The sequence below is a fragment of the Pseudomonas qingdaonensis genome, assembly GCF_018398475.1.
GTDB lineage: Bacteria > Pseudomonadota > Gammaproteobacteria > Pseudomonadales > Pseudomonadaceae > Aquipseudomonas > Aquipseudomonas palmensis.
Map to the genome: position 1 here is coordinate 5,498,227 of NZ_CP074676.1, position 18,614 is coordinate 5,516,840.

Here is an 18,614-nt window from a genome sequence, read left to right on the forward strand (position 1 = left end):
AAGGTCAGCGCATGACTTGCCAGCGAAGGGGCCGTGAGGGCAAGACGCCTGTGCCACCGGCCCAAAGGTGCCCGGTTCAAACAGGTAGTGCACCGTTCGCACGGTGTCGCCGTCGTATTGCGCCGGGCTGCTTTCCCACGCCAGGCGGTCGCCGTCCCAGCCGTACAGCGTGAAACCACACCCCAGCTCGCGCTGCTTGCGCTCATGCTCGTTGCGGTTCCACTGCGAGCCGGCCTCACGGCGTGGCTTGTAATGTGCGCTAGAGTGTTTGAACAATCGCCGGCCCAAGGCATCGTAGGCAAACTCCACCGCCAGTCGCGCATCCTCGAAATGCACCAGGCGGCCGAACAGGTCCCAGCGCAGGCGACTGTGGCGGCCGTTATGCCAACGCTAAATCTGGTTGCCTCGGTCGTCTTATTCGTAATGGGTACCGGCGTACTCACGCAGCAGGTAGTCCATCAGCTTGGCGCGCTTGGGGTCCTAGCCCAGCGGGCGGTGGGCCTGCTGCACAGTGTCATCCAGCAGGTTGCCGGCCGGATCGAACGCAAAGGGCTCCACCCCCAATCGGCTGACGGCACTCAGCAACCGGCCAACCGGGTCGTAGCGATAAGACAAAGGCCCCCGCCGGGTGTCGTCGATATCCGTAAGTTGACCCGCCGCGTCGCAGGCTATACGTACGCTTGAGCACCGTACTTTTGTCATCGCTACGGCCCAGCAACTGTTCGTGCAACCGCCTCATCGGATCCCAGCTCTGAGTCAACAGCAGATGATTGCCCCCTGATGACGCGCCACCTCGCGGTGCAGGTCGTCACGCTGTAGCTCAAGAGGTCGTGCTCATCTAGGCGCATGCCCCAGCAAGTGACCGCTGCCGTAGGTCAGCCAGCTGACCCGGTGCCCATTGGCGCGCACTGTCGCAACCCACTGGTTTACCACGTCATACTCTTGCGTCCACATCGCCACCACCGCGATATGCAAGCTCAGGTTGTGCTGCTGTTCAGGTACCCGTTATTACGATTTTAGTTTCCGCTGATAACTGTGACTTCAAGAGGACCGTAGAAAGTCAACCAGCTTACGAAGTGCACCTATTCGAGTTTCCTTTGAAATTGCATGCAGTTTTTCAGCCGAATAGAACTCCATTGTCGCACGTACCATTCCAGTTGAAAGATCAGAGAATCTAGTCGAAAAAAAATCGCTTTCGAGCGTAACAACCCTATACGACCCCCTTTTACTCCTCCGACTAAATCTCAGTACTTTCCCTCCCTGTAAAATAACGGCCCCATCCTTTAGATCGTCATCAAAGAAATAGAACTCAAAACCATTACCCCACTTTAAGCTCCTATGGTATTTAAGAAGCGACACCAGCCTAACACCAACAGTTTCGAACCCCAAACCTAGCCTTTCATCACAAAAAAAATAATTCTTAACATTTATATCTACCCATTTACCACCATGATTTATAGAGTTCCACCTTTCGTACATATGAAAATCTGAAACAAACCCTGTTAGATCATATCCTCCCATCACAAGATCACTCACCCCCCATCCTTTGAGCCGAAAAACATCGGGAGAATCATCTAGCGCCTCACTTAAAAACAACTCGAACAACTTAAACAGATCAACCTTTAACATAATATTTCCACCCTACCTCACAACCGGATTAGTACCTGACTCATGATGTCGAGTCAAAATATCTCTAACCTGCACAAACTCGGACGACCTGTCCACATCTGGATATTTACTTATGGCGGCCTCAGACGCCTTGATCATTCGACGTGAATTTTTAGGGTCATCAAGATACTCAACAACGCATTTACATATCTTTTTCCACTGCGACGAAGATACATTCCTAGTGACTTTATCAGCCGGCTGCAGCACTATATTTTTCTGGTCTGCACTAGGCGCTAAGGTGACGTGTCCTCCTTTTCGTAATCCATCCCCGCCCACATTTACATGTACACCTCTAGCGAGGGCATCAGGGGAGGCGGTATTCGCTGAAATTTCATATCCAGCCAATCCCAGCGGATCCACCCACCCAACCGGATTCGGCGCATACACATACAGATTCAACCCACCCGCATAACTGATCGGGTCTTTACTGACAAACCGCCCCACCCCGGGATCATAGTAGCGATGCCGGTTGTAGTGCAGGCCCGTCTCATGGTCGTGGTACTGCCCTTGGAAGCGAATCGGGTTCTTCACCCCTTGCTGCTGCGCCCATTCCGAACGCTGCTCCTTCACTTCTCCCCAGGCCTTGTACTGCGCCGACCACGCCACCTGGCCGAAGTGATCGGTCAGTTCCTGAGGCGTACCCAGGTGATCACACTGGTACCACGCCAGCGCAGCGAAGGGCTTGGCCAGCGGCACAAAGGTCCAGACCGGATCGTCATCGATGTTGTACGGCTGACTAGAAGTCGGCTGGGCAATCAACCGAATCCCTTCATGCCGCACCGCCTGCGCCACCGGCACGAAGCTGCCCGGCTCGAACAGGTAGTGCACCGTACGCCCGGTGTCGCCCTCGTACTGCGCCGGGCTGCTCTCCCACGCCAGATTGTCGCCGTCCCAGCCGTACAGCGTGAAACCACACCCCAGCTCGCGCTGCTTGCGCTCATGCTCGTTGCGGTTCCACTGCGAGCCGGCTTCGCGGCGCGCTTTGTAGTGCGCGCTGGAGTGCTTGAACAGGCGCCGGCCCAGTGCATCGTAGGCAAACTCCACCGCCAGTCGCGCATCCTCGAAGTGCACCAGGCGATCGAACAGGTCCCAGCGCAGGCGACTGTGGCGGCCGTTATGCCAGCGCTGAATCTGGTTGCCACGCTCGTCGTACGCGTAATGCGTACCGGCGTACTCACGCAGCAGGTTGTCCACCAACTTGCTGCGTTTGGGGTCCTGGTCCAGCGGGCGGTGCGCCTGCTGCACGCTGTCGTCGCGCAGGTTGCCTGCGGGGTCGAATGCAAAGGTCTCCACACCGAGGCGGCTGGCAGCCTGCAACAGCCGCCCCACCGGATCGTAACGATAGGCCAGCGGCCCGCGCCGGGTATCGTCGATGTCGGTCAGTTGCCCGGCCGCGTCATACACATACGCACGCTTGAGCAGCGTGCTGTTGTCATCGCTACGGCCCAGCAATTGCTCCTGCAGACGCCCCATCGGATTCCAGCGCTGGGTCTGCAGCAAGTGATTGCCTTGATGACGCGCCACCTCACGGTGCAGGTCGTCACGTTCATAACTCAACAGGTCATGGTCATCCAGACGCAAGCCGAGCAAATGACCACTGCCGTAGGTCAGCCAACTGACCCGATGCCCGTCCGGGCGCAACGTCGCCACACGCTGGTTGAGCACGTCGTACTCGTGCTTCCACACTGCAACCACCGGGGCCTGCAACCCGAGGTAATGCTGGTGCTCGCGCACCAGGTTGCCGGCCGGATCATGGAACCACTGCACACGGCTCTGATCGTTGCTGGCCATGATCAGCTGGCCGTTGCCGTCGTAGGCGAACGTCTCTCGCTGGCTCAGGTTGCTCTGGCTGCTGAGGCTGGCGCTGCGCTCGGTAAGCCGGCCCATCGCATCGAAACGCAGGCTGATGCTGCGCTCGCCATCAAGGGTGCTGTGCAAGCGGCCGGTAGACGCCTCGTAGGTGTAGCGCGTGGCGCGCCCGTCAAAGCCTCGCTCTTCCAGCAACCGGCCCATGGGGTCGTAGTGAAAGTGCGCGCGGCGTTCGTTTTCGTTCTCCAGGGCCACCAGCCGCCCCACCGGATCCCAACGGTAGTGCAGGGTCTGTTGCGCTGCATCGACCCGCTCGCTGATCAGGCCGGCGGCGTTGTAGCGCCAGGTGGTACACCGGTCCAGGGCGTCGAGGTGAGCGAGCAGACGCCCCTCGGCATCGCGCTCGAAGCGCTCCTCGGTGTTGTCCGGGTGCGTGACCAGCGACAGCTGTCCCGCCTTGTAGGCGTACTGGGTCGTGTGCCCGGCCGCGTCGGTGAACTGCACCAGGTTGCCGTTGTCGTCGTACGCCCATGCACTGAGCTTGCCCGAGCAGTCGGTGTACTTCAGCAACTGGCCGGCGGCGTTGTACTCCATGGCCTTTTCATTGCCGTTGGCATCCTTGATCGCGCTTACCAGACCGCTTGGGGTGTAGGCGTACTCGGTCTTGTTGCCCAGCGGATCGGTCGCTTCGAGCAGGTGGCCGCGCTCGTTGTAGTCGCGCAGCCACAGGCCGCCTTCGGCATCGCGGATCTTGATCAGCTGGCTCTGGTCGTCATAGGCGTAATGCACTGTCGTGTGGTCGGCACGAATATGCTGCAGCAGGTCGCCACAGTCGCTATAGGTGTAGCGATCCTGACTGCCATCGGGGTGCACGTGCCGGATGACGTTCTTGGCCTGGTCGCGAAAGAACCATTCGCTACGATCATCCGGATGGCGGATGCGGTAGGTGTAGCCCAGCAGGTCGTAGTAGTGCCAGGTCTCATGCCCCAGCGCATCGGTGACATAGGTGAGCCGGATGTTCTCATCCCACTCCAGCCGCGTGTCGAAGCTGCCGTCGTCTGCCCATTCACGTACTGCCCTGGCATCCGCGCCACTGCCTTGCCATTGCAGGTTCATGCCGCGCCCGGTGCGGTCGGTGTAGCGTGTTATCAGGTGATGCTGGTACTGGTAGTTCCAGGCCGCGCCATGTTCGTCCTGCGCATGGCACAGGTCGCCGGCCGCATCGTAGTGGTAGGCGCACAGCTGTCGCAGCACCTGCCCGTCGCGGATCTCCCACAGGCCGGTCAGACGGCCGTGCTCGTCGATCAGGGTGCCCAGGTGCAGGTGGACGTCGGTCAGTTCGTCCTGGTAGGTGATCACATCCGACAGCACCGGCAGGTCGTTGTGGCGGTGCTCATGGTGCAGCATGACGCCCGCGCCGTTGCGCAGCACCACCTGCTTGAGCACAAAGCGCTGACCGTGGCGCACATACGTTTCCTTGCGGTCGTAGCCCCGGCACAACAACAGCTGATGCTCGCCAGTACGAATCAGCGTGAAATTCTCGACCGCGTCGTAATGAAAACCACTGACCTTGGGTATCGGGTAGGCGTGGCTGCGCCCATCCGCGTCATGAAACACCAGACCGTCATCGACACAATCGAACCGCGTGGTGAACTCGGTGATCCAGCGCGCGCCCATCACATCTTTGTCATAGGCTTCCAGTGCCGAGCAGTAGGTACGGGTCCACTCCAACGCAAACGGCCCTGGCAGGCTGAAGTCGGTGTGCTGCAGCGACTCTGCGCCCGTGGCAAAGCTGATGCTCTTGCAAGTGCCGGGACAGCTGCCGTTTTTCTGCGGCTTGGGCCGACGCCGGCCGCGCATCTGGCGGCGTACCACCTCCAGTGCGCCCATCCCAGCTATCAACGTCACGGTACTGACCGCCTCGGGTTTGACGTTGCCAGCCACACTGTTGTTGTGAACCCACCATTCATCCGCCGCATCCGCCATGGCCATGCGCAGGGATTCGAGGGAGTTGGGGTCGTTCGGGTCGGCAAGTTTCTTCAGTTGCTGGCGCACCCGGGGGCCCATGTCCCGTAGCGTTCTGATGTACGGCGCTACCAGTGCCTTGGCCTTGTCGGGCACAAACTGCTTGGCGACCGCATTGGCCAGGCCTTTGGCCCCGGCCTTGTAGCTGCTCGCCACTGCGCTGAGGAAGTTGGCGACGGTGGACTCGGGGTCGTGCCACCACGTGCTCAACTCCAACTCGGCGCTGTCCAACTCACCCTGGGCATCGAACGTGCCATTAACCATTGCGTCGAGGCCGCTGGCCAGGTCGTTGAGCATCCCTTCGCAGAACGTGCCGCAATCCTCCAACAGCGTGGGCAGCATACCCTCGGTCTGGTCGAGGAAATTGTCGATGGTGCCAACGATCGAGGCGTTCAAATGCCCGACAGCCACTGCGATCAGTGCGTCGCCCAGTGTTTTCTTGCCGTGCTGACGCGCCAGCGCCAGCATCGGGCGCAGGGTCATGCGTGCGGCTGCCATATTGGGTGGGGCGGGAATCACGCCGATAAGGTTGATCCCAAGGCTGACCCAGACCAGCGGGTCCACCTCGACGCTTTCGCTCAAGGTGACGATGTCACTGAGCGTATCGACCAGCGCCATGATGTTGCCGATCACCGGCACACAACCGGCAAAATGCTGCAGCCGCTCAAGGGTGATCATGTCGTCGCTGATTGCGCGCAGCCAATCATCGATATGCGCCGCCGCCAGGCCCATGTCTTCAAGGGCCACCTGATCCAGTGGGACGATGGCTACCTGAGGTTCACGATGGTTTGCAGCCGTACTTTCAGTGGTCATGACAGCATCTCGCCCATCAGCAACGCCGGGGTTTCAAAAGAAGAGGTAGAGGACAACGTCGCGGGCAGACCTGGCAGGTCACTCGCCCTTTTCGCGGTACCCAACAGCTCGACGGCAGAGGGTGCGGCCGCCATCAGCAACTGCGGCACGCCCTTGCTCGCGGCCTGTACGGTGGTCTGCACCTGTTGCACGGCCTGCACGCCGCCTTTCACGGCATGCATCGCCCCCATTGCAGCACTCGCCAGCGTCTTGGCTTGCGCCGCGACATTTTCGCCACGCGGCACAATGGGCTTGGCCGGTGTGGCGAAGTAGCTGCCAACACTCCAGGTGTCCGCAGGGTCACGGCCGAATCGCACACTGACGGGCCCCGACGCAGCGCCGGCCACACTCATGAAGCCCTTGGCATCAAGTGCACCCGGGAGGCGGGTGCCCATCGCGTCGACTACCTCGAAGTCGCCTTCCTTGACGCCTTCAAGGGTGGCGTACTTATTGAACAGCTCCAGGCTGCCCTTGCCCGGCTTGGGCGGCTCGGGGAAGGTCCCGGCCAGGCTCTTGGGCCCCATATGGGCGAAGTTCGCCGCGTGCGCGGTGTACGGCCCGGTGGTCACGTGGGTGATGCCGCTGGCGTTGTAGGTGGTGGCACTGCCGCCGCCCTGTACCACCAGTTCGGTCTTGGCTGTCAGCGTGATGCGGTCGGCATTGGCAGTGATGTCGAGCTTGGCCAGCAGGTTGATGTTGTCTTTCAGCGCTTTGATATCGATGTCGCCCGACGCCGCCACCAACCGCCAGCCCATGTTCTGCACGAACAACCGCATGCCCTGGCTGGCACTGGCCAAGAGGCGCTTGCCGATCGAGAGACTCGTATGCCCGGTGCTGCTCAACGCCAGATGTTCACCGGTCGCGACATGCGTCGAGCGTGGCGTGGTCAGGGCGATGCCCGCCGGGCTGGCCAGCACCAGGTGCGGTTCGCTGAACTCGGGAAACTCGTTGGCGCTCTGGTTGGTCGGGCCGCTGCCGACGATGCCCTGGTGCTGCGCATGCAGGGCCTTGGCCACCTCGTCCTGGTCGCCCGCCTCCTGCGCCTGTACCTCGCGCGCCTGCTGGCCAAAGCCGTCCTGCTGCTCGCTGGCGGTGGCCAGGCGTTCGGCGGTCTCGGGCAGGTCCTTGTGGTGCTTGGCTTCGTGATGGCGCGGCTCGGTGGTCAGCAGCAGGCCCGCCGCCGCACGCACGGCGCCATGCCGGTCGGTGCGCAGTTCAAAACCCTCACCGCGCGGCTGGCCGCCCGAGGGGCGCGGGTGGGTCAGGTAGCCCAGGTTGATCGCACTGGCGCCGTGGTCGCTGCGCAACGCGATGCTGATCTCGCTGGTGGTGTCGTCGATGCGCAGCTCGTTGCTGCGGCTGCCCTTGTATTCCTTGCTCTTGACCGTGGCCAGGGTCTTGAAATCGGGCAGCCGGTACGGCGGCAGGTTGGCGCCGTGGTACAGGCAACCGGTGATCAGCGGCTGGTCGGGGTCGCCTTCCAGAAAGGTGATCAGCACCTCCATGCCGATACGCGGCAGCGAGATGGCGCCGAAGCTGCTCTGGCTGGCCCAGTTGGAGGCCACGCGCATCCAGCAGGTGGTCTTGTCGTCCGACTGGCCTTCGCGGTCCCAGAAGAACTGCACCTTGACCCGGCCGTACTCGTCGCAATAGATCTCTTCGCCTTCCGGGCCGGTCACTACAGCACGTTGCGCACCCAGCACTTTGGGCTTGGGATGCCTCAGCGGCGGTCGATACGGCACCTCCCACGGCGTGGCGCAGAAGCGGTTGCGATAGCCCTGGTGGAAGTCGTCCTTGAGGTCGGTGACGTCGCTGCTGATCACCTCCTCGAGCACCTGCGGCTGCTTGCCTTCGTGGATGATTTCGGTGAGCAGCCACAGGTCGTTCCAGGCCGGGTTGGCATGCTCGGTCAGGCTCAGAAAATGCCCGCTGACCAGGCTCGGCTGGTCGCTGCGGCCCTCGACCAGGCGGTAGTCGCTGCGGTGGCGCTCCAGGGCGCGGGTGGCCAGGTGCTTGCCGCGCGCGCGGTCGCTGAAGCGCGCCGGGTAGTCGTAGTCTTCCAGGTCCGGCGCGGCGCCGCTGTCGGCGTCGCTTTCGAGCTGGATGCGCGGTTTGGTGAAGTCGTAGTCGCGCCGCGTGGTGCGGCTGGTGCGCGTGGCCAGGCGCAGGCCGAAGCGCTTGATCACCGGCACGTCGGCCACCAGCCCGGTGTCCTGCTGGTAGGCCACCGGGGCCAGTGTGGGGAATACGGTCTGGTCGTCGCCGAACACCAGCGCATGGCCCTGCGGGCTGTGCTGGAAGTGGTAGTGGATGCCCTCCTCCTCGCACAGGCGCTGGATGAAGTGCAGGTCGGACTCGTCGTACTGCACGCAGTACACCCGCTCGGGGTACACCGCGCCGAGCACGAAGCGGTGGTCGCTGGCGAGGATGCCGTGCTCCTCGAGCACCTGGGCGATGATCTGCGGCACCGTCTTGTGCTGGAAGATGCGCTGGTTGATGCGGTGCGCCAGGTACGCCAGCTGCGGGCGCAGCACCAGCCGGTAGCGCGACAGGCGCCGCCCGGCTTCGCCCTGCGCGGCGCTGTAGACCAGCCCGTGAATGCCGCTGCCGCTGGGCGACAGCTGCAGGAAGGCGAGCGTGTGCAGGAGGGATTCGAGGTTCAGCGACGCCCGTTCACTGACCAGCTCCAGTTCGAATTCGAACGGCTGGCTGAGCGCTTCGCGCCCGCTGAACGACAGCACCTGAAAGTCGCTGTCGACCCCGTCCAGGGTCAGGGTGAAATGGGGCTGGTTGGCCGCTGAGAACATCCGATGTTCCTCCCGCTGCAAAAACTGGGGTGACAGGCTGCCCCGGCCGGCCATGCTGGCTGGCCGGGGCAGTGAACTAACGCAGGCTTAGCCGGCGACCGGGGTGCGCCAGTCGTCCGAGCCGGAGGTACCGGACACTTCGTGGGTCCAGGTGATCTTGCGGTAGGTGAAGTGCACGTCTTCAAGGTGGGTGAAGTGCGCGTTCGCCGGGTCCTGGCAGTTGTGCATGTAGTCCTTGATGTCGACGATGATCGCGTCTTCGAGCTTGGTGGTGAAATAGTGCTCCTGGGTGCCGGCCGCCGAGGTGCGGTACCAGTGGATGACGATTTCGGTCAGGCGCTCGCCGGAGGTCAGCGCGGCCAGCAGCAGGGGCGACGCCTTGTCGAAGACCTTGGTGATGACCACCGGCTTGTGCACGCGCTGGCCGGTCGGCTGACCGGACTGCGGGTCGCGCGGGATGATCACTTCGTGGTTGAAGCCCTGGACCATGACCTGGTCTTCGTGGCCTTCCTGGTAGGTGTTGCCGACCGAATCGGCGGTGAAGGCACCGGCGGTGATCAGGCCTTGTTTGGTGCCGGTGACGGACATGTAGGCAGGTGTTGCCATGGGGGTTTGCTCCTTGCAAAAAGTGAAGCCGGACAGGCGAAAAATGCCGTGCGGCTGCAAGGAGACAGTTCAAGACCCGTGCCAACTTAAATTTAGTTGTTGTTAATCAGTAGCTTGTGTTTTTACTGTACGTTTTTTGAGCACTTTTAGGCGAGAAAACCCGAAAAAGTGCGCAACTTCTTGCGCAGTACTGTGCAAGAAGTTGCGCAGTTGGCTGCAGACCACGTTTATTATGGCCCGCAGCAATGTATGCACAGGGTTATCCACATTTGAGTGCGCAAGAAGTTGCGCAGTTGTTAAAAGTCGAGAATCGACTTTTTCGTGCTTTCCCTGGTCGCCAGCCAGCAAACCTTTTAATTTATTTATCGTTCGTCAGCGCTGTAGAACGCCAACGCATCGCCAGCAAAAAAAAGGCCCTGCCGTCACCGGCAGGGCCCTTCTTCATTCAGCTATCTGCCATCAGCTGTACACACGCCCCAGCAACTGGCGATGGCTCTCGAACTGATCCAGCACGTCGCGGGTGATCTGCTCGACGGTAAAGCCCATCAGGTCGTACTCCTGGCTGCCGTTGTGCAGGTACACCTCGGCCCGGTAGTAACGCTGGCGCACGTCGCCTTCACCCTGCGCCGGCGCTTCGCTCGGCGCCGCCAGGTAGCCGTCCAGGCTCACTTCGTAGACGAACGGGTTGCCCTCCTCCATCTCGATGCGCAAGCCCATCGCCTCGCGAGACTGGCCGACGCGGCTCTGCACCTGCAGGCCCATGCCCTGCAACTGCACCGCCGCCTCTTTCAGCGCCGGGCTCACCTGCTTGTCCATGAAGCGCTGCACCATCGCCTGGGTCGGCTGCAGGTCCAGCTGGGTGAGGCGCTCGCTGAAGCCGCGACGGCCACGCGCCGCCAGTTCGGCCTGCTCCTGCTCGACCTGGGTGTCCTGTTTCATGGCCTTGAACAGGCCGAACATGAACACCACCAGCACCACCGAGAACGGCAGCCCGGCCAGTACCACCATGGTCTGCATGGCCTGGAAGTTGCCCACCAGCAACAGCCCGATGGTCACCAGGGTGATGATCGCCGACCACAGGATACGCAGCCAGTGCGGGGCATCCTCGTCCACGTCGCCGCCCTTGCACGACAGGTTGGCCATCATCACCGCGCCCGAGTCAGCCGGGGTGAGGAACAGCACGAAGCCGACGAACACCGCCACACCAACCACGATCTTGGCCGCCGGGAAGTGCTCCAGCAGCTGGTAGATCGACATCGCCGGTTGTTCCACCGCCGTGCGCCCAAGCTCCACCGCACCGTGGTTGATCACCAGGTCCAGCGCGGTGTTGCCGAAGATCGACAGCCACGCCAGGGTAAAGCCCAACGGAATCAGCAGCACGCCGGCCACCAGCTCGCGCACGGTGCGGCCACGGGAGATACGCGCGATGAACATGCCCACGAACGGGGCCCAGGAAATCCACCAGGCCCAGTAGAACAGGGTCCACAGGCCCAGCCAGCCTTCGGACCTGGCGTTGTTGCCTTCGTACACGTAGAGGTCGAAGGTCTTGAGGATCACGCCGTTGAGGTAGTCGCCGATGTTCTGCACGAACCCGTTGAGCAGGTGCAGGGTGTCACCGAACAGCAGCACGAACAGCAGCAGGCCGCTGAACAGCAGGATGTTCAGGTTGGACAGGCGGCGAATGCCGTTCTCCACGCCCGACACCGCCGCGATCGTGGCCACGGTGCTCATCACCAGGATCACCATCAGCAGGTTGGTGTTGCTGTGCTGCATGCCGAACAGGTACTCCAGGCCCGAGGACACCTGCATCGCACCGATGCCCAGGTTGGTCACCAGGCCCAGCAGGGTCACGAACATGCCGAAGATGTCCACGGTGTGCCCGGCAGCCCCCTTGACCCAGCGCTCACCCACCAGCGGGTACAGCGCCGAACGCAAGGCCAGTGGCTGGTTGTGGCGGTAGGCGAAGTAGGCCACGGCCAGGCCCACCAGCGCATAGATCGCCCAGCCGTGCAGGCCCCAGTGCAGGAAGGTCAGCTGCATGCCCTGGCGTGCGGCCTCCAGGCTGGCCGGCGCACCGGCAGGCGGGTTGAAGTAGTGGTCCAGCGGTTCGGACGCGCCAAAGTACAGCAGCGAGATACCGATACCGGAGGAGAACAGCATGCCGGCCCAGGCACCGTAGCTGAAGTCGGGCTTGTCGTCCTTGCCGCCAAGCTTGAGCTTGCCGTAGGAGGAAAACGCCAGCCCGATGACGAACAGCAGGTAGCCGCCGATCACCAGCATGTAGTACCAGCCGAAGCTGCGCGACAGCCAGGCTTGGGCTTGGCCGAGAATTTGACCGGCCGTGTCCGGGGCGGCGATCAGCAAGGCAGTCAACAACAGGATCAGCAGCGCCGTGGTGTAGAACACCACGCTGTTGACCCGGACCCTCTCGGCAGGGGTCTTTATCAGGGAGGCAGAACTCATTGCACAGATGCTCCAGGCAGTGCGAGAGAAAACACGAAACGACCCGTCACCCGCGCAATTGGTGCAATAGCCCCACTGCGTCAGGTGTTATAAAAGCACCTTGAAAAACCGTGATCCCAAACCGATTGCGTTGAAAAAAACAGAAAAAGGGTCCCGATCCGAGGGCCCGCCGAACGGTGCGACACCGCTGGGCAATTCTGATCAACGTTTCGTTTAAACCCGTGCACGCCTTGCATTACGGGGGTTACACGTCTTTTTAGGGTGCCAATCGGCGTCAGTGACGGGCCACAAAAACCTGTCAATGGCGCGAATTGTCGCAGAGCTTATTCTTTGTTGATTGAACGTTCAATCAAAACAAAATAGACTGGTCTTCGCCGAGTCAGCCGCCTGTCGTCTGCCCGAAGGCCTGAGGAGATTTGCCAGATGCCCAAGGTCGGTATGCAACCCATTCGCCGCCAGCAGTTGATCGAAGCCACGTTGATGGCGGTAGACCAGGTCGGCATGGGGGACGCCAGCATTGCGCTGATCGCCCGTTTGGCCGGTGTGTCGAACGGCATCATCAGTCACTACTTCCAGGACAAGAACGGCCTGATCGCAGCGACCATGCGGTACTTGATGAACGTGCTGATCGACAACGTCGCGGCACGTCGCCAGGCGCTCACGGAGGACACCCCGCGCGCCCACCTGAAGGTGATCGTCGAGGGCAACTTCGACGCCAGTCAGGTCAACGGCCCGGCAATGAAAACCTGGTTGGCCTTCTGGGCCGCCAGCATGCACCAGCCGTCTTTGCACCGGTTGCAGCGGATCAACGATCACCGCTTGTATTCCAACCTGTGCTGCCAGTTCCGCCGTGTGTTGCCGCTGCCCGAAGCCCGCAGCGCGGCCCGCGGGCTGGCTGCCCTGATCGACGGGCTGTGGCTGCGCGGCGCGCTGTCGGGAGATGCCTTCGATACCGACCAGGCGCAGCAGATCGCTTACGAATACATGGATTCACAACTGGCTAAACAGAGCAGCCCGGCTCTACAGGACCCGGCCTCTGAACCACTGCGCGTCGCGAGTGCCAAACAAGCAGGAGCACAGCGCGGATAGCCGACACACACTGCACTTGCGAGGACACTATGGCCCGTTTCGAAACGCAAAAACTCTACATTGACGGTGGTTATGTCGACGCTTCCAGCGGCGCCACCTTCGACGCCATCAACCCGGCCAACGGCGAAGTCCTCGCCCAGGTGCAACGTGCCAACCAGGCCGACGTGGAGCGCGCAGTGGAAAGCGCCGAGCGCGGCCAGAAAGTCTGGGCGGCCATGACCGCCATGCAGCGTTCGCGCATCCTGCGCCGCGCCGTCGACATCCTGCGCGAACGCAACGACGAGCTGGCTGCACTGGAAACCCTGGACACCGGCAAGTCCTACTCCGAAACCCGCTACGTCGACATCGTCACCGGTGCCGACGTGCTCGAATACTACGCAGGCCTGGTGCCGGCCATCGAAGGCGAGCAGATCCCGCTGCGCGACAGCTCGTTCGTGTACACCCGTCGCGAGCCGCTGGGCGTGACCGTGGGTATCGGCGCCTGGAACTACCCGATCCAGATCGCCCTGTGGAAATCCGCCCCGGCCCTGGCCGCCGGCAACGCGATGATCTTCAAGCCCTCGGAAGTCACTTCGCTGACCACCCTGAAACTGGCCGAGATCTACACCGAGGCCGGCCTGCCGGACGGCGTGTTCAACGTACTGACCGGCAGCGGCCGCGACGTCGGCACCTACCTCACCGAACACCCGCGCATCGAGAAGGTCTCGTTCACCGGCGGCACCGCCACCGGCAAGAAGGTCATGGCCAGCGCCTCGAGCTCCTCGCTCAAGGAAGTCACCATGGAGCTGGGCGGCAAGTCGCCGCTGATCATCTGTGAAGACGCCGACCTGGACCGCGCCGCCGACATCGCGATGATGGCCAACTTCTACAGCTCGGGCCAGGTGTGCACCAACGGCACCCGCGTGTTCATCCCGGCCTCGCTCAAAGCCGCCTTCGAAGCCAAGATCGCCGAGCGCGTGGCGCGCATCCGCATCGGCAACCCGCAGGACGAGAACACCAACTTCGGCCCGCTGGTCAGCTTCGCCCACATGGAAAGCGTGCTGGGCTACATCGCCAAGGGCAAGCAAGAAGGTGCCCGCGTACTGTGTGGCGGCGAGCGCCTGACCGACGGCGAGTTCGCCAAGGGCGCCTTCGTGGCCCCGACCGTCTTCACCGACTGCCGTGACGACATGACCATCGTCAAGGAAGAGATCTTCGGCCCGGTGATGAGCATCCTCTCCTACGAGACCGAAGAAGAAGTCATCCGTCGCGCCAACGACACCGACTACGGCCTGGCCGCCGGTGTCTGCACCAACGACATCAGCCGCGCGCACCGCATCATCCATCAGCTGGAAGCGGGCATCTGCTGGATCAACGCCTGGGGCGAATCGCCGGCCGAGATGCCGGTCGGTGGCTACAAGCAATCCGGTGTCGGCCGTGAAAACGGTGTCAGCTCGCTGGCCCAGTACACGCGGATCAAGTCGGTACAGGTCGAGCTGGGCAACTACGCCTCGGTGTTCTAAGCACCCGTGTAGCCGCGCCCGGGCCGCCAGGTCCGGGCGCCTCCCCCGCTCCCCTGCTCACTGCCTATGAGGGTACGCAACATGTCCCACGTTTTTGACTACATCATCGTCGGGGCCGGCTCGGCCGGTAACACCCTGGCGACCCGCCTGACCGAAGACGAAGGCGTCACCGTATTGCTGCTGGAAGCCGGCGGCCCGGACTGCCGCTTCGACTTCCGCACCCAGATGCCGGCCGCACTGGCCTTCCCGCTGCAGGGCCGACGCTACAACTGGGCCTACGAGACCGACCCGGAGCCGCACATGGACGGCCGCCGCATGGAATGTGGCCGCGGCAAGGGCCTGGGCGGCTCCTCGCTGATCAACGGCATGTGCTACATCCGCGGCAACGCCATGGACTACGACGGCTGGGCCAAGCTGCCAGGCCTGGAAGACTGGTCTTACCTGGACTGCCTGCCGTATTTCCGCAAGGCCGAAACCCGTGACATCGGCCCCAACGACTACCATGGCGGCGAAGGCCCGGTGAGCGTCACCACGCCAAAAGCCGGCAACAACCCACTGTTCCACGCCATGGTCGAAGCCGGCGTGCAGGCCGGTTACCCGCGCACCGAAGACCTGAACGGCTACCAGCAGGAAGGTTTCGGCCCGATGGACCGTACCGTGACGCCCAAGGGCCGTCGCGCCAGCACCGCCCGCGGCTACCTGGACACCGCCAAAAAACGCTCGACCCTGACCATCGTCACCCATGCCCTGAGCGACCGCGTGCTGTTCGAAGGCAAGCGCGCCGTGGGCGTGACCTACCTGGTGGGCGCCAGCGAGGAGCGCGTCGAAGCCCGTGCCCGCAAGGAAGTCATCGTGTGCAGCGGCGCCATCGCCTCGCCACAGTTGCTGCAGCGCTCCGGCGTGGGCCCGGCGGCCCTGCTCGAAAGCCTGAACATCCCGGTGGTGCACGACCTGCCGGGCGTGGGCGAGAACCTGCAGGACCACCTCGAACTGTACCTGCAGTACGCCTGCACCCAGCCGGTGTCGCTGTACCCGTCGCTGCTCTGGTACAACCAGCCGGCCATCGGTGCACAGTGGCTGTTCGCGGGCACCGGCATCGGCGCCAGCAACCAGTTCGAAGCCGGCGGCTTCATCCGCTCGCGCCCGGAATTCGAATGGCCGAACATCCAGTACCACTTCCTGCCGGTGGCGATCAATTACAACGGCAGCAACGGCGTGCAGGAACACGGCTTCCAGGCGCACATGGGCTCGATGCGTTCGCCTAGCCGCGGGCGTATCCAGCTCAAGTCCAAGGACCCGCGCCAGCACCCGAGCATCCTGTTCAACTACATGGCCACCGAGCAGGACTGGCAGGAGTTCCGTGACGGTATCCGCCTGACCCGCGAGATCATGGCGCAGCCGGCGCTGGACGCCTACCGTGGCCGCGAGATCAGCCCCGGTGCCGACGTGCAGACCGACGAGCAGCTGGACACATTCATCCGCGAGCACGCCGAGACCGCGTTCCACCCATCGTGCTCGTGCAAGATGGGCATCGACGAGATGGCGGTGGTCGACGGCCAGGGCCGCGTGCATGGCATGCAGGGCCTGCGCGTTGTGGATGCCTCGATCATGCCGATCATCACCACCGGCAACCTGAACGCGCCGACGATCATGATGGCCGAGAAGATCGCCGACAAGATCCGTGGCCGCCAGCCATTGCCGCGCAGCACGGCCAAGTACTATGTGGCCAATGGTGCACCGGTGAAGGGCAAGCCGATGCGTGAGGTGCCGCAGGCTTAAGACCCTGCTACCCCCATCGCGGGTCAAGCCCGCTCCCACAGAGACCAATGTGATCCTTGTGGGAGCGGGCTTGACCCGCGATGGGGGCGGTACATTCACAGCAGATCAAGCACCCCTGCGGTGCTTTTTTTGTGCCCGCGATAATCGCTTTACAGCCCGCCAACCTCACAGGTTAGAATCCTTGGCACGCGACCTGCTAGCTGAAGTCAGGCAAAAAGCAAGTCGCGCCTCTTTCTGCAATCCCCCCTGGAGTACTGCCTTTGGATGCGTCCACCATCAATAGCCTGTTCTTGATCGGCGCATTGCTGGTAGGTGCAAGTATCCTGGTCAGTTCACTCTCCTCGCGCCTGGGCATCCCGATCCTGGTGATCATCCTGGCAGTGGGCATGGTTGCCGGCGTCGACGGCGGCGGCATCATCTTCAACAACTACCCGACCGCCTACCTGGTGGGCAACCTGGCACTGGCCGTGATCCTGCTCGACGGCGGCCTGCGCACCCGCGTCTCGAGTTTCCGCGTGGCCCTGTGGCCGGCGCTGTCGCTGGCCACGGTGGGGGTGATGATCACCACCGGCCTCACCGGCCTGGCCGCCGCTTGGCTGTTCGACCTGAGCCTGATGCAGGGCCTGCTGATCGGCGCCATCGTCGGCTCCACCGACGCCGCCGCGGTGTTCTCGCTGCTGGGCGGCAAGGGCCTCAACGAGCGGGTGACGGCCACCCTGGAAATCGAGTCGGGCAGCAACGACCCGATGGCGGTGTTCCTCACCGTGACCCTGATCGAGATGATCGCCAGCGGCCAGAACGGCCTGCACTGGGGCCTGCTCGGCCACCTGGTGCGCGAATTCGGCATCGGCAGCCTGCTGGGCCTGGGCGGCGGCTGGCTGATGCTGCAGCTGGTCAACCGCATGAACCTGGCCGGCGGCCTGTACCCGATCCTGGTGATCAGCGGCGGCCTGGTGGTGTTCGCGCTCACCAACGCCCTGCACGGCAGCGGCTTCCTGGCCGTGTACCTGTGTGGCCTGGTACTGGGTAACCGGCCGATCCGCAGCCGCCACGGCATCCTGCACATGCTCGACGGCATGGCCTGGCTGGCCCAGATCGGCATGTTCCTGGTGCTGGGCCTGCTGGTCACACCCCACGACCTGCTACCCATCGCGCTGCCGGCCCTGGGCCTGGCGCTGTGGATGATCCTGTTCGCGCGGCCGCTGTCGGTGATGATCGGCCTGCTGCCATTCAAGGCCTTCCATGGCCGCGAAAAGGTGTTCATCTCGTGGGTCGGCCTGCGCGGCGCGGTGCCGATCATCCTTGCGGTGTTCCCGCTGATGGCCGGGCTGCCGCATGCCCAGCTGTACTTCAACCTGGCCTTCTTCATCGTACTGGTGTCGCTGCTGGTGCAAGGCACCAGCCTGCCGTGGGTGGCGCGCCTGCTCAAGGTGACCGTGCCGCCCGACCCGGCGCCGATCTCGCGCTCGGCCCTGGAAGTGCACATCACCAGCGAGTGGGAGCTGTTCGTGTATCGCCTGGGTGCGGAGAAGTGGTGCATCGGTGCCGCCCTGCGCGAGCTGAAAATGCCCGAAGGCACGCGTATCGCTGCCCTGTTTCGCGGTCAGCAACTGCTCCATCCGTCGGGAAGTACCACCCTCGAAGTCGGCGACCTGCTGTGCGTGATCGGCCACGAACACAACCTGCCGGCGCTGGGCAAGCTGTTCAGCCAGGCGCCGCAACGCGGCCTGGACCTGCGTTTCTTCGGCGACTTCGTGCTCGAAGGTGACGCAGAACTGGGGGCTGTAGCGGCGTTGTACGGTTTGCAGCTCGACGGCCAGGACCCGCACCAGCCGCTGGCGCACTTCATCGAGCAGAAGGTCGGCGGCGCACCGGTGGTGGGCGACCAGATCGAATGGAACAACACCCTGTGGACCGTTGCGCTGATGGAAGGGAACAAGATCCTCAAAGTGGGTATCAAATTCCCCGAAGGTTCTCGACCCGGCCCCGGGTTGTTCCTTTAAACTTCGATTCT

Annotated in this window: 9 protein-coding genes and 1 pseudogene; 4 read left to right on the plus strand and 6 right to left on the minus strand. The window is 62.8% G+C overall.

Translation table 11 applies throughout. The annotated features are described in order from the left end of the window. Positions 1-45: 45 nt before the first annotated feature. The 6 genes and pseudogenes from KH389_RS25205 to betT form a co-directional block, all read right to left on the minus strand. A pseudogene (locus KH389_RS25205) lies at positions 46-996 on the minus strand (RHS repeat-associated core domain-containing protein); the annotation flags it as partial. A gap of 45 nt (positions 997-1,041) precedes the next feature. Then, a complete protein-coding gene (locus KH389_RS25210; protein WP_143516602.1) occupies positions 1,042-1,629 on the minus strand; it encodes a hypothetical protein in 588 nt (195 codons plus the stop codon). A 12-nt stretch (positions 1,630-1,641) separates the two neighbouring features. Next, the gene (locus KH389_RS25215; RefSeq protein ID WP_213606452.1) at positions 1,642-6,315 is read right to left on the minus strand and encodes an RHS repeat-associated core domain-containing protein; all 4,674 of its coding nucleotides are present in this window, start codon (positions 6,313-6,315) and stop codon (positions 1,642-1,644) included. Next, positions 6,312-9,161 carry a type VI secretion system Vgr family protein gene (locus tag KH389_RS25220; RefSeq protein ID WP_213606453.1) on the minus strand — a complete coding sequence of 950 codons (2,850 nt, stop codon included), beginning with the start codon at positions 9,159-9,161 and terminating at the stop codon, positions 6,312-6,314. The genes KH389_RS25215 and KH389_RS25220 overlap by 4 nt, the downstream gene beginning before the upstream one ends. 87 nt (positions 9,162-9,248) lie before the next feature. Continuing rightward, the gene (locus KH389_RS25225) at positions 9,249-9,767 is read right to left on the minus strand and encodes an Hcp family type VI secretion system effector (RefSeq protein WP_043859617.1); all 519 of its coding nucleotides are present in this window, start codon (positions 9,765-9,767) and stop codon (positions 9,249-9,251) included. A gap of 459 nt (positions 9,768-10,226) precedes the next feature. Beyond that, positions 10,227-12,230 (minus strand): choline BCCT transporter BetT, encoded by a 2,004-nt coding sequence (gene betT, locus KH389_RS25230; protein ID WP_054915558.1) that lies wholly within the window; start codon positions 12,228-12,230, stop codon positions 10,227-10,229. 423 nt (positions 12,231-12,653) lie between these two features. Here betT and betI point away from each other — a divergent pair, with 423 nt between their 5' ends. The 4 genes from betI (at position 12,654) to KH389_RS25250 (ending at position 18,603) form a co-directional block, all read left to right on the plus strand. Then, on the plus strand, positions 12,654-13,319 hold the full coding sequence (gene betI, locus KH389_RS25235; RefSeq protein WP_043860369.1) for a transcriptional regulator BetI: 666 nt from the start codon (positions 12,654-12,656) through the stop codon (positions 13,317-13,319). Between the two features lie 29 nt (positions 13,320-13,348). Next, a complete protein-coding gene (gene betB / locus KH389_RS25240) occupies positions 13,349-14,821 on the plus strand; it encodes a betaine-aldehyde dehydrogenase (protein WP_043860370.1) in 1,473 nt (490 codons plus the stop codon). A gap of 81 nt (positions 14,822-14,902) precedes the next feature. Further along, positions 14,903-16,600: a choline dehydrogenase gene (gene betA, locus KH389_RS25245; protein ID WP_213606454.1), complete on the plus strand. Its 1,698-nt coding sequence runs from the start codon at positions 14,903-14,905 to the stop codon at positions 16,598-16,600. 260 nt (positions 16,601-16,860) lie between these two features. Further along, positions 16,861-18,603 carry a potassium/proton antiporter gene (locus KH389_RS25250; protein WP_043860372.1) on the plus strand — a complete coding sequence of 581 codons (1,743 nt, stop codon included), beginning with the start codon at positions 16,861-16,863 and terminating at the stop codon, positions 18,601-18,603. Positions 18,604-18,614 lie beyond the last annotated feature (11 nt).

Excerpts from the sequence above, each read along its gene's own strand:
- KH389_RS25210 (WP_143516602.1), bottom strand. The coding sequence starts at position 1,629 with ATGTTAAAGGTTGATCTGTTTAAGTTGTTCGAGTTGTTTTTAAGTGAG.
- KH389_RS25215 (WP_213606452.1), bottom strand. The coding sequence starts at position 6,315 with ATGACCACTGAAAGTACGGCTGCAAACCATCGTGAACCTCAGGTAGCC.
- KH389_RS25220 (WP_213606453.1), bottom strand. The coding sequence starts at position 9,161 with ATGTTCTCAGCGGCCAACCAGCCCCATTTCACCCTGACCCTGGACGGG.
- KH389_RS25225 (WP_043859617.1), bottom strand. The coding sequence starts at position 9,767 with ATGGCAACACCTGCCTACATGTCCGTCACCGGCACCAAACAAGGCCTG.
- betT (WP_054915558.1), bottom strand. The coding sequence starts at position 12,230 with ATGAGTTCTGCCTCCCTGATAAAGACCCCTGCCGAGAGGGTCCGGGTC.
- betI (WP_043860369.1), top strand. The coding sequence starts at position 12,654 with ATGCCCAAGGTCGGTATGCAACCCATTCGCCGCCAGCAGTTGATCGAA.
- betB (WP_043860370.1), top strand. The coding sequence starts at position 13,349 with ATGGCCCGTTTCGAAACGCAAAAACTCTACATTGACGGTGGTTATGTC.
- betA (WP_213606454.1), top strand. The coding sequence starts at position 14,903 with ATGTCCCACGTTTTTGACTACATCATCGTCGGGGCCGGCTCGGCCGGT.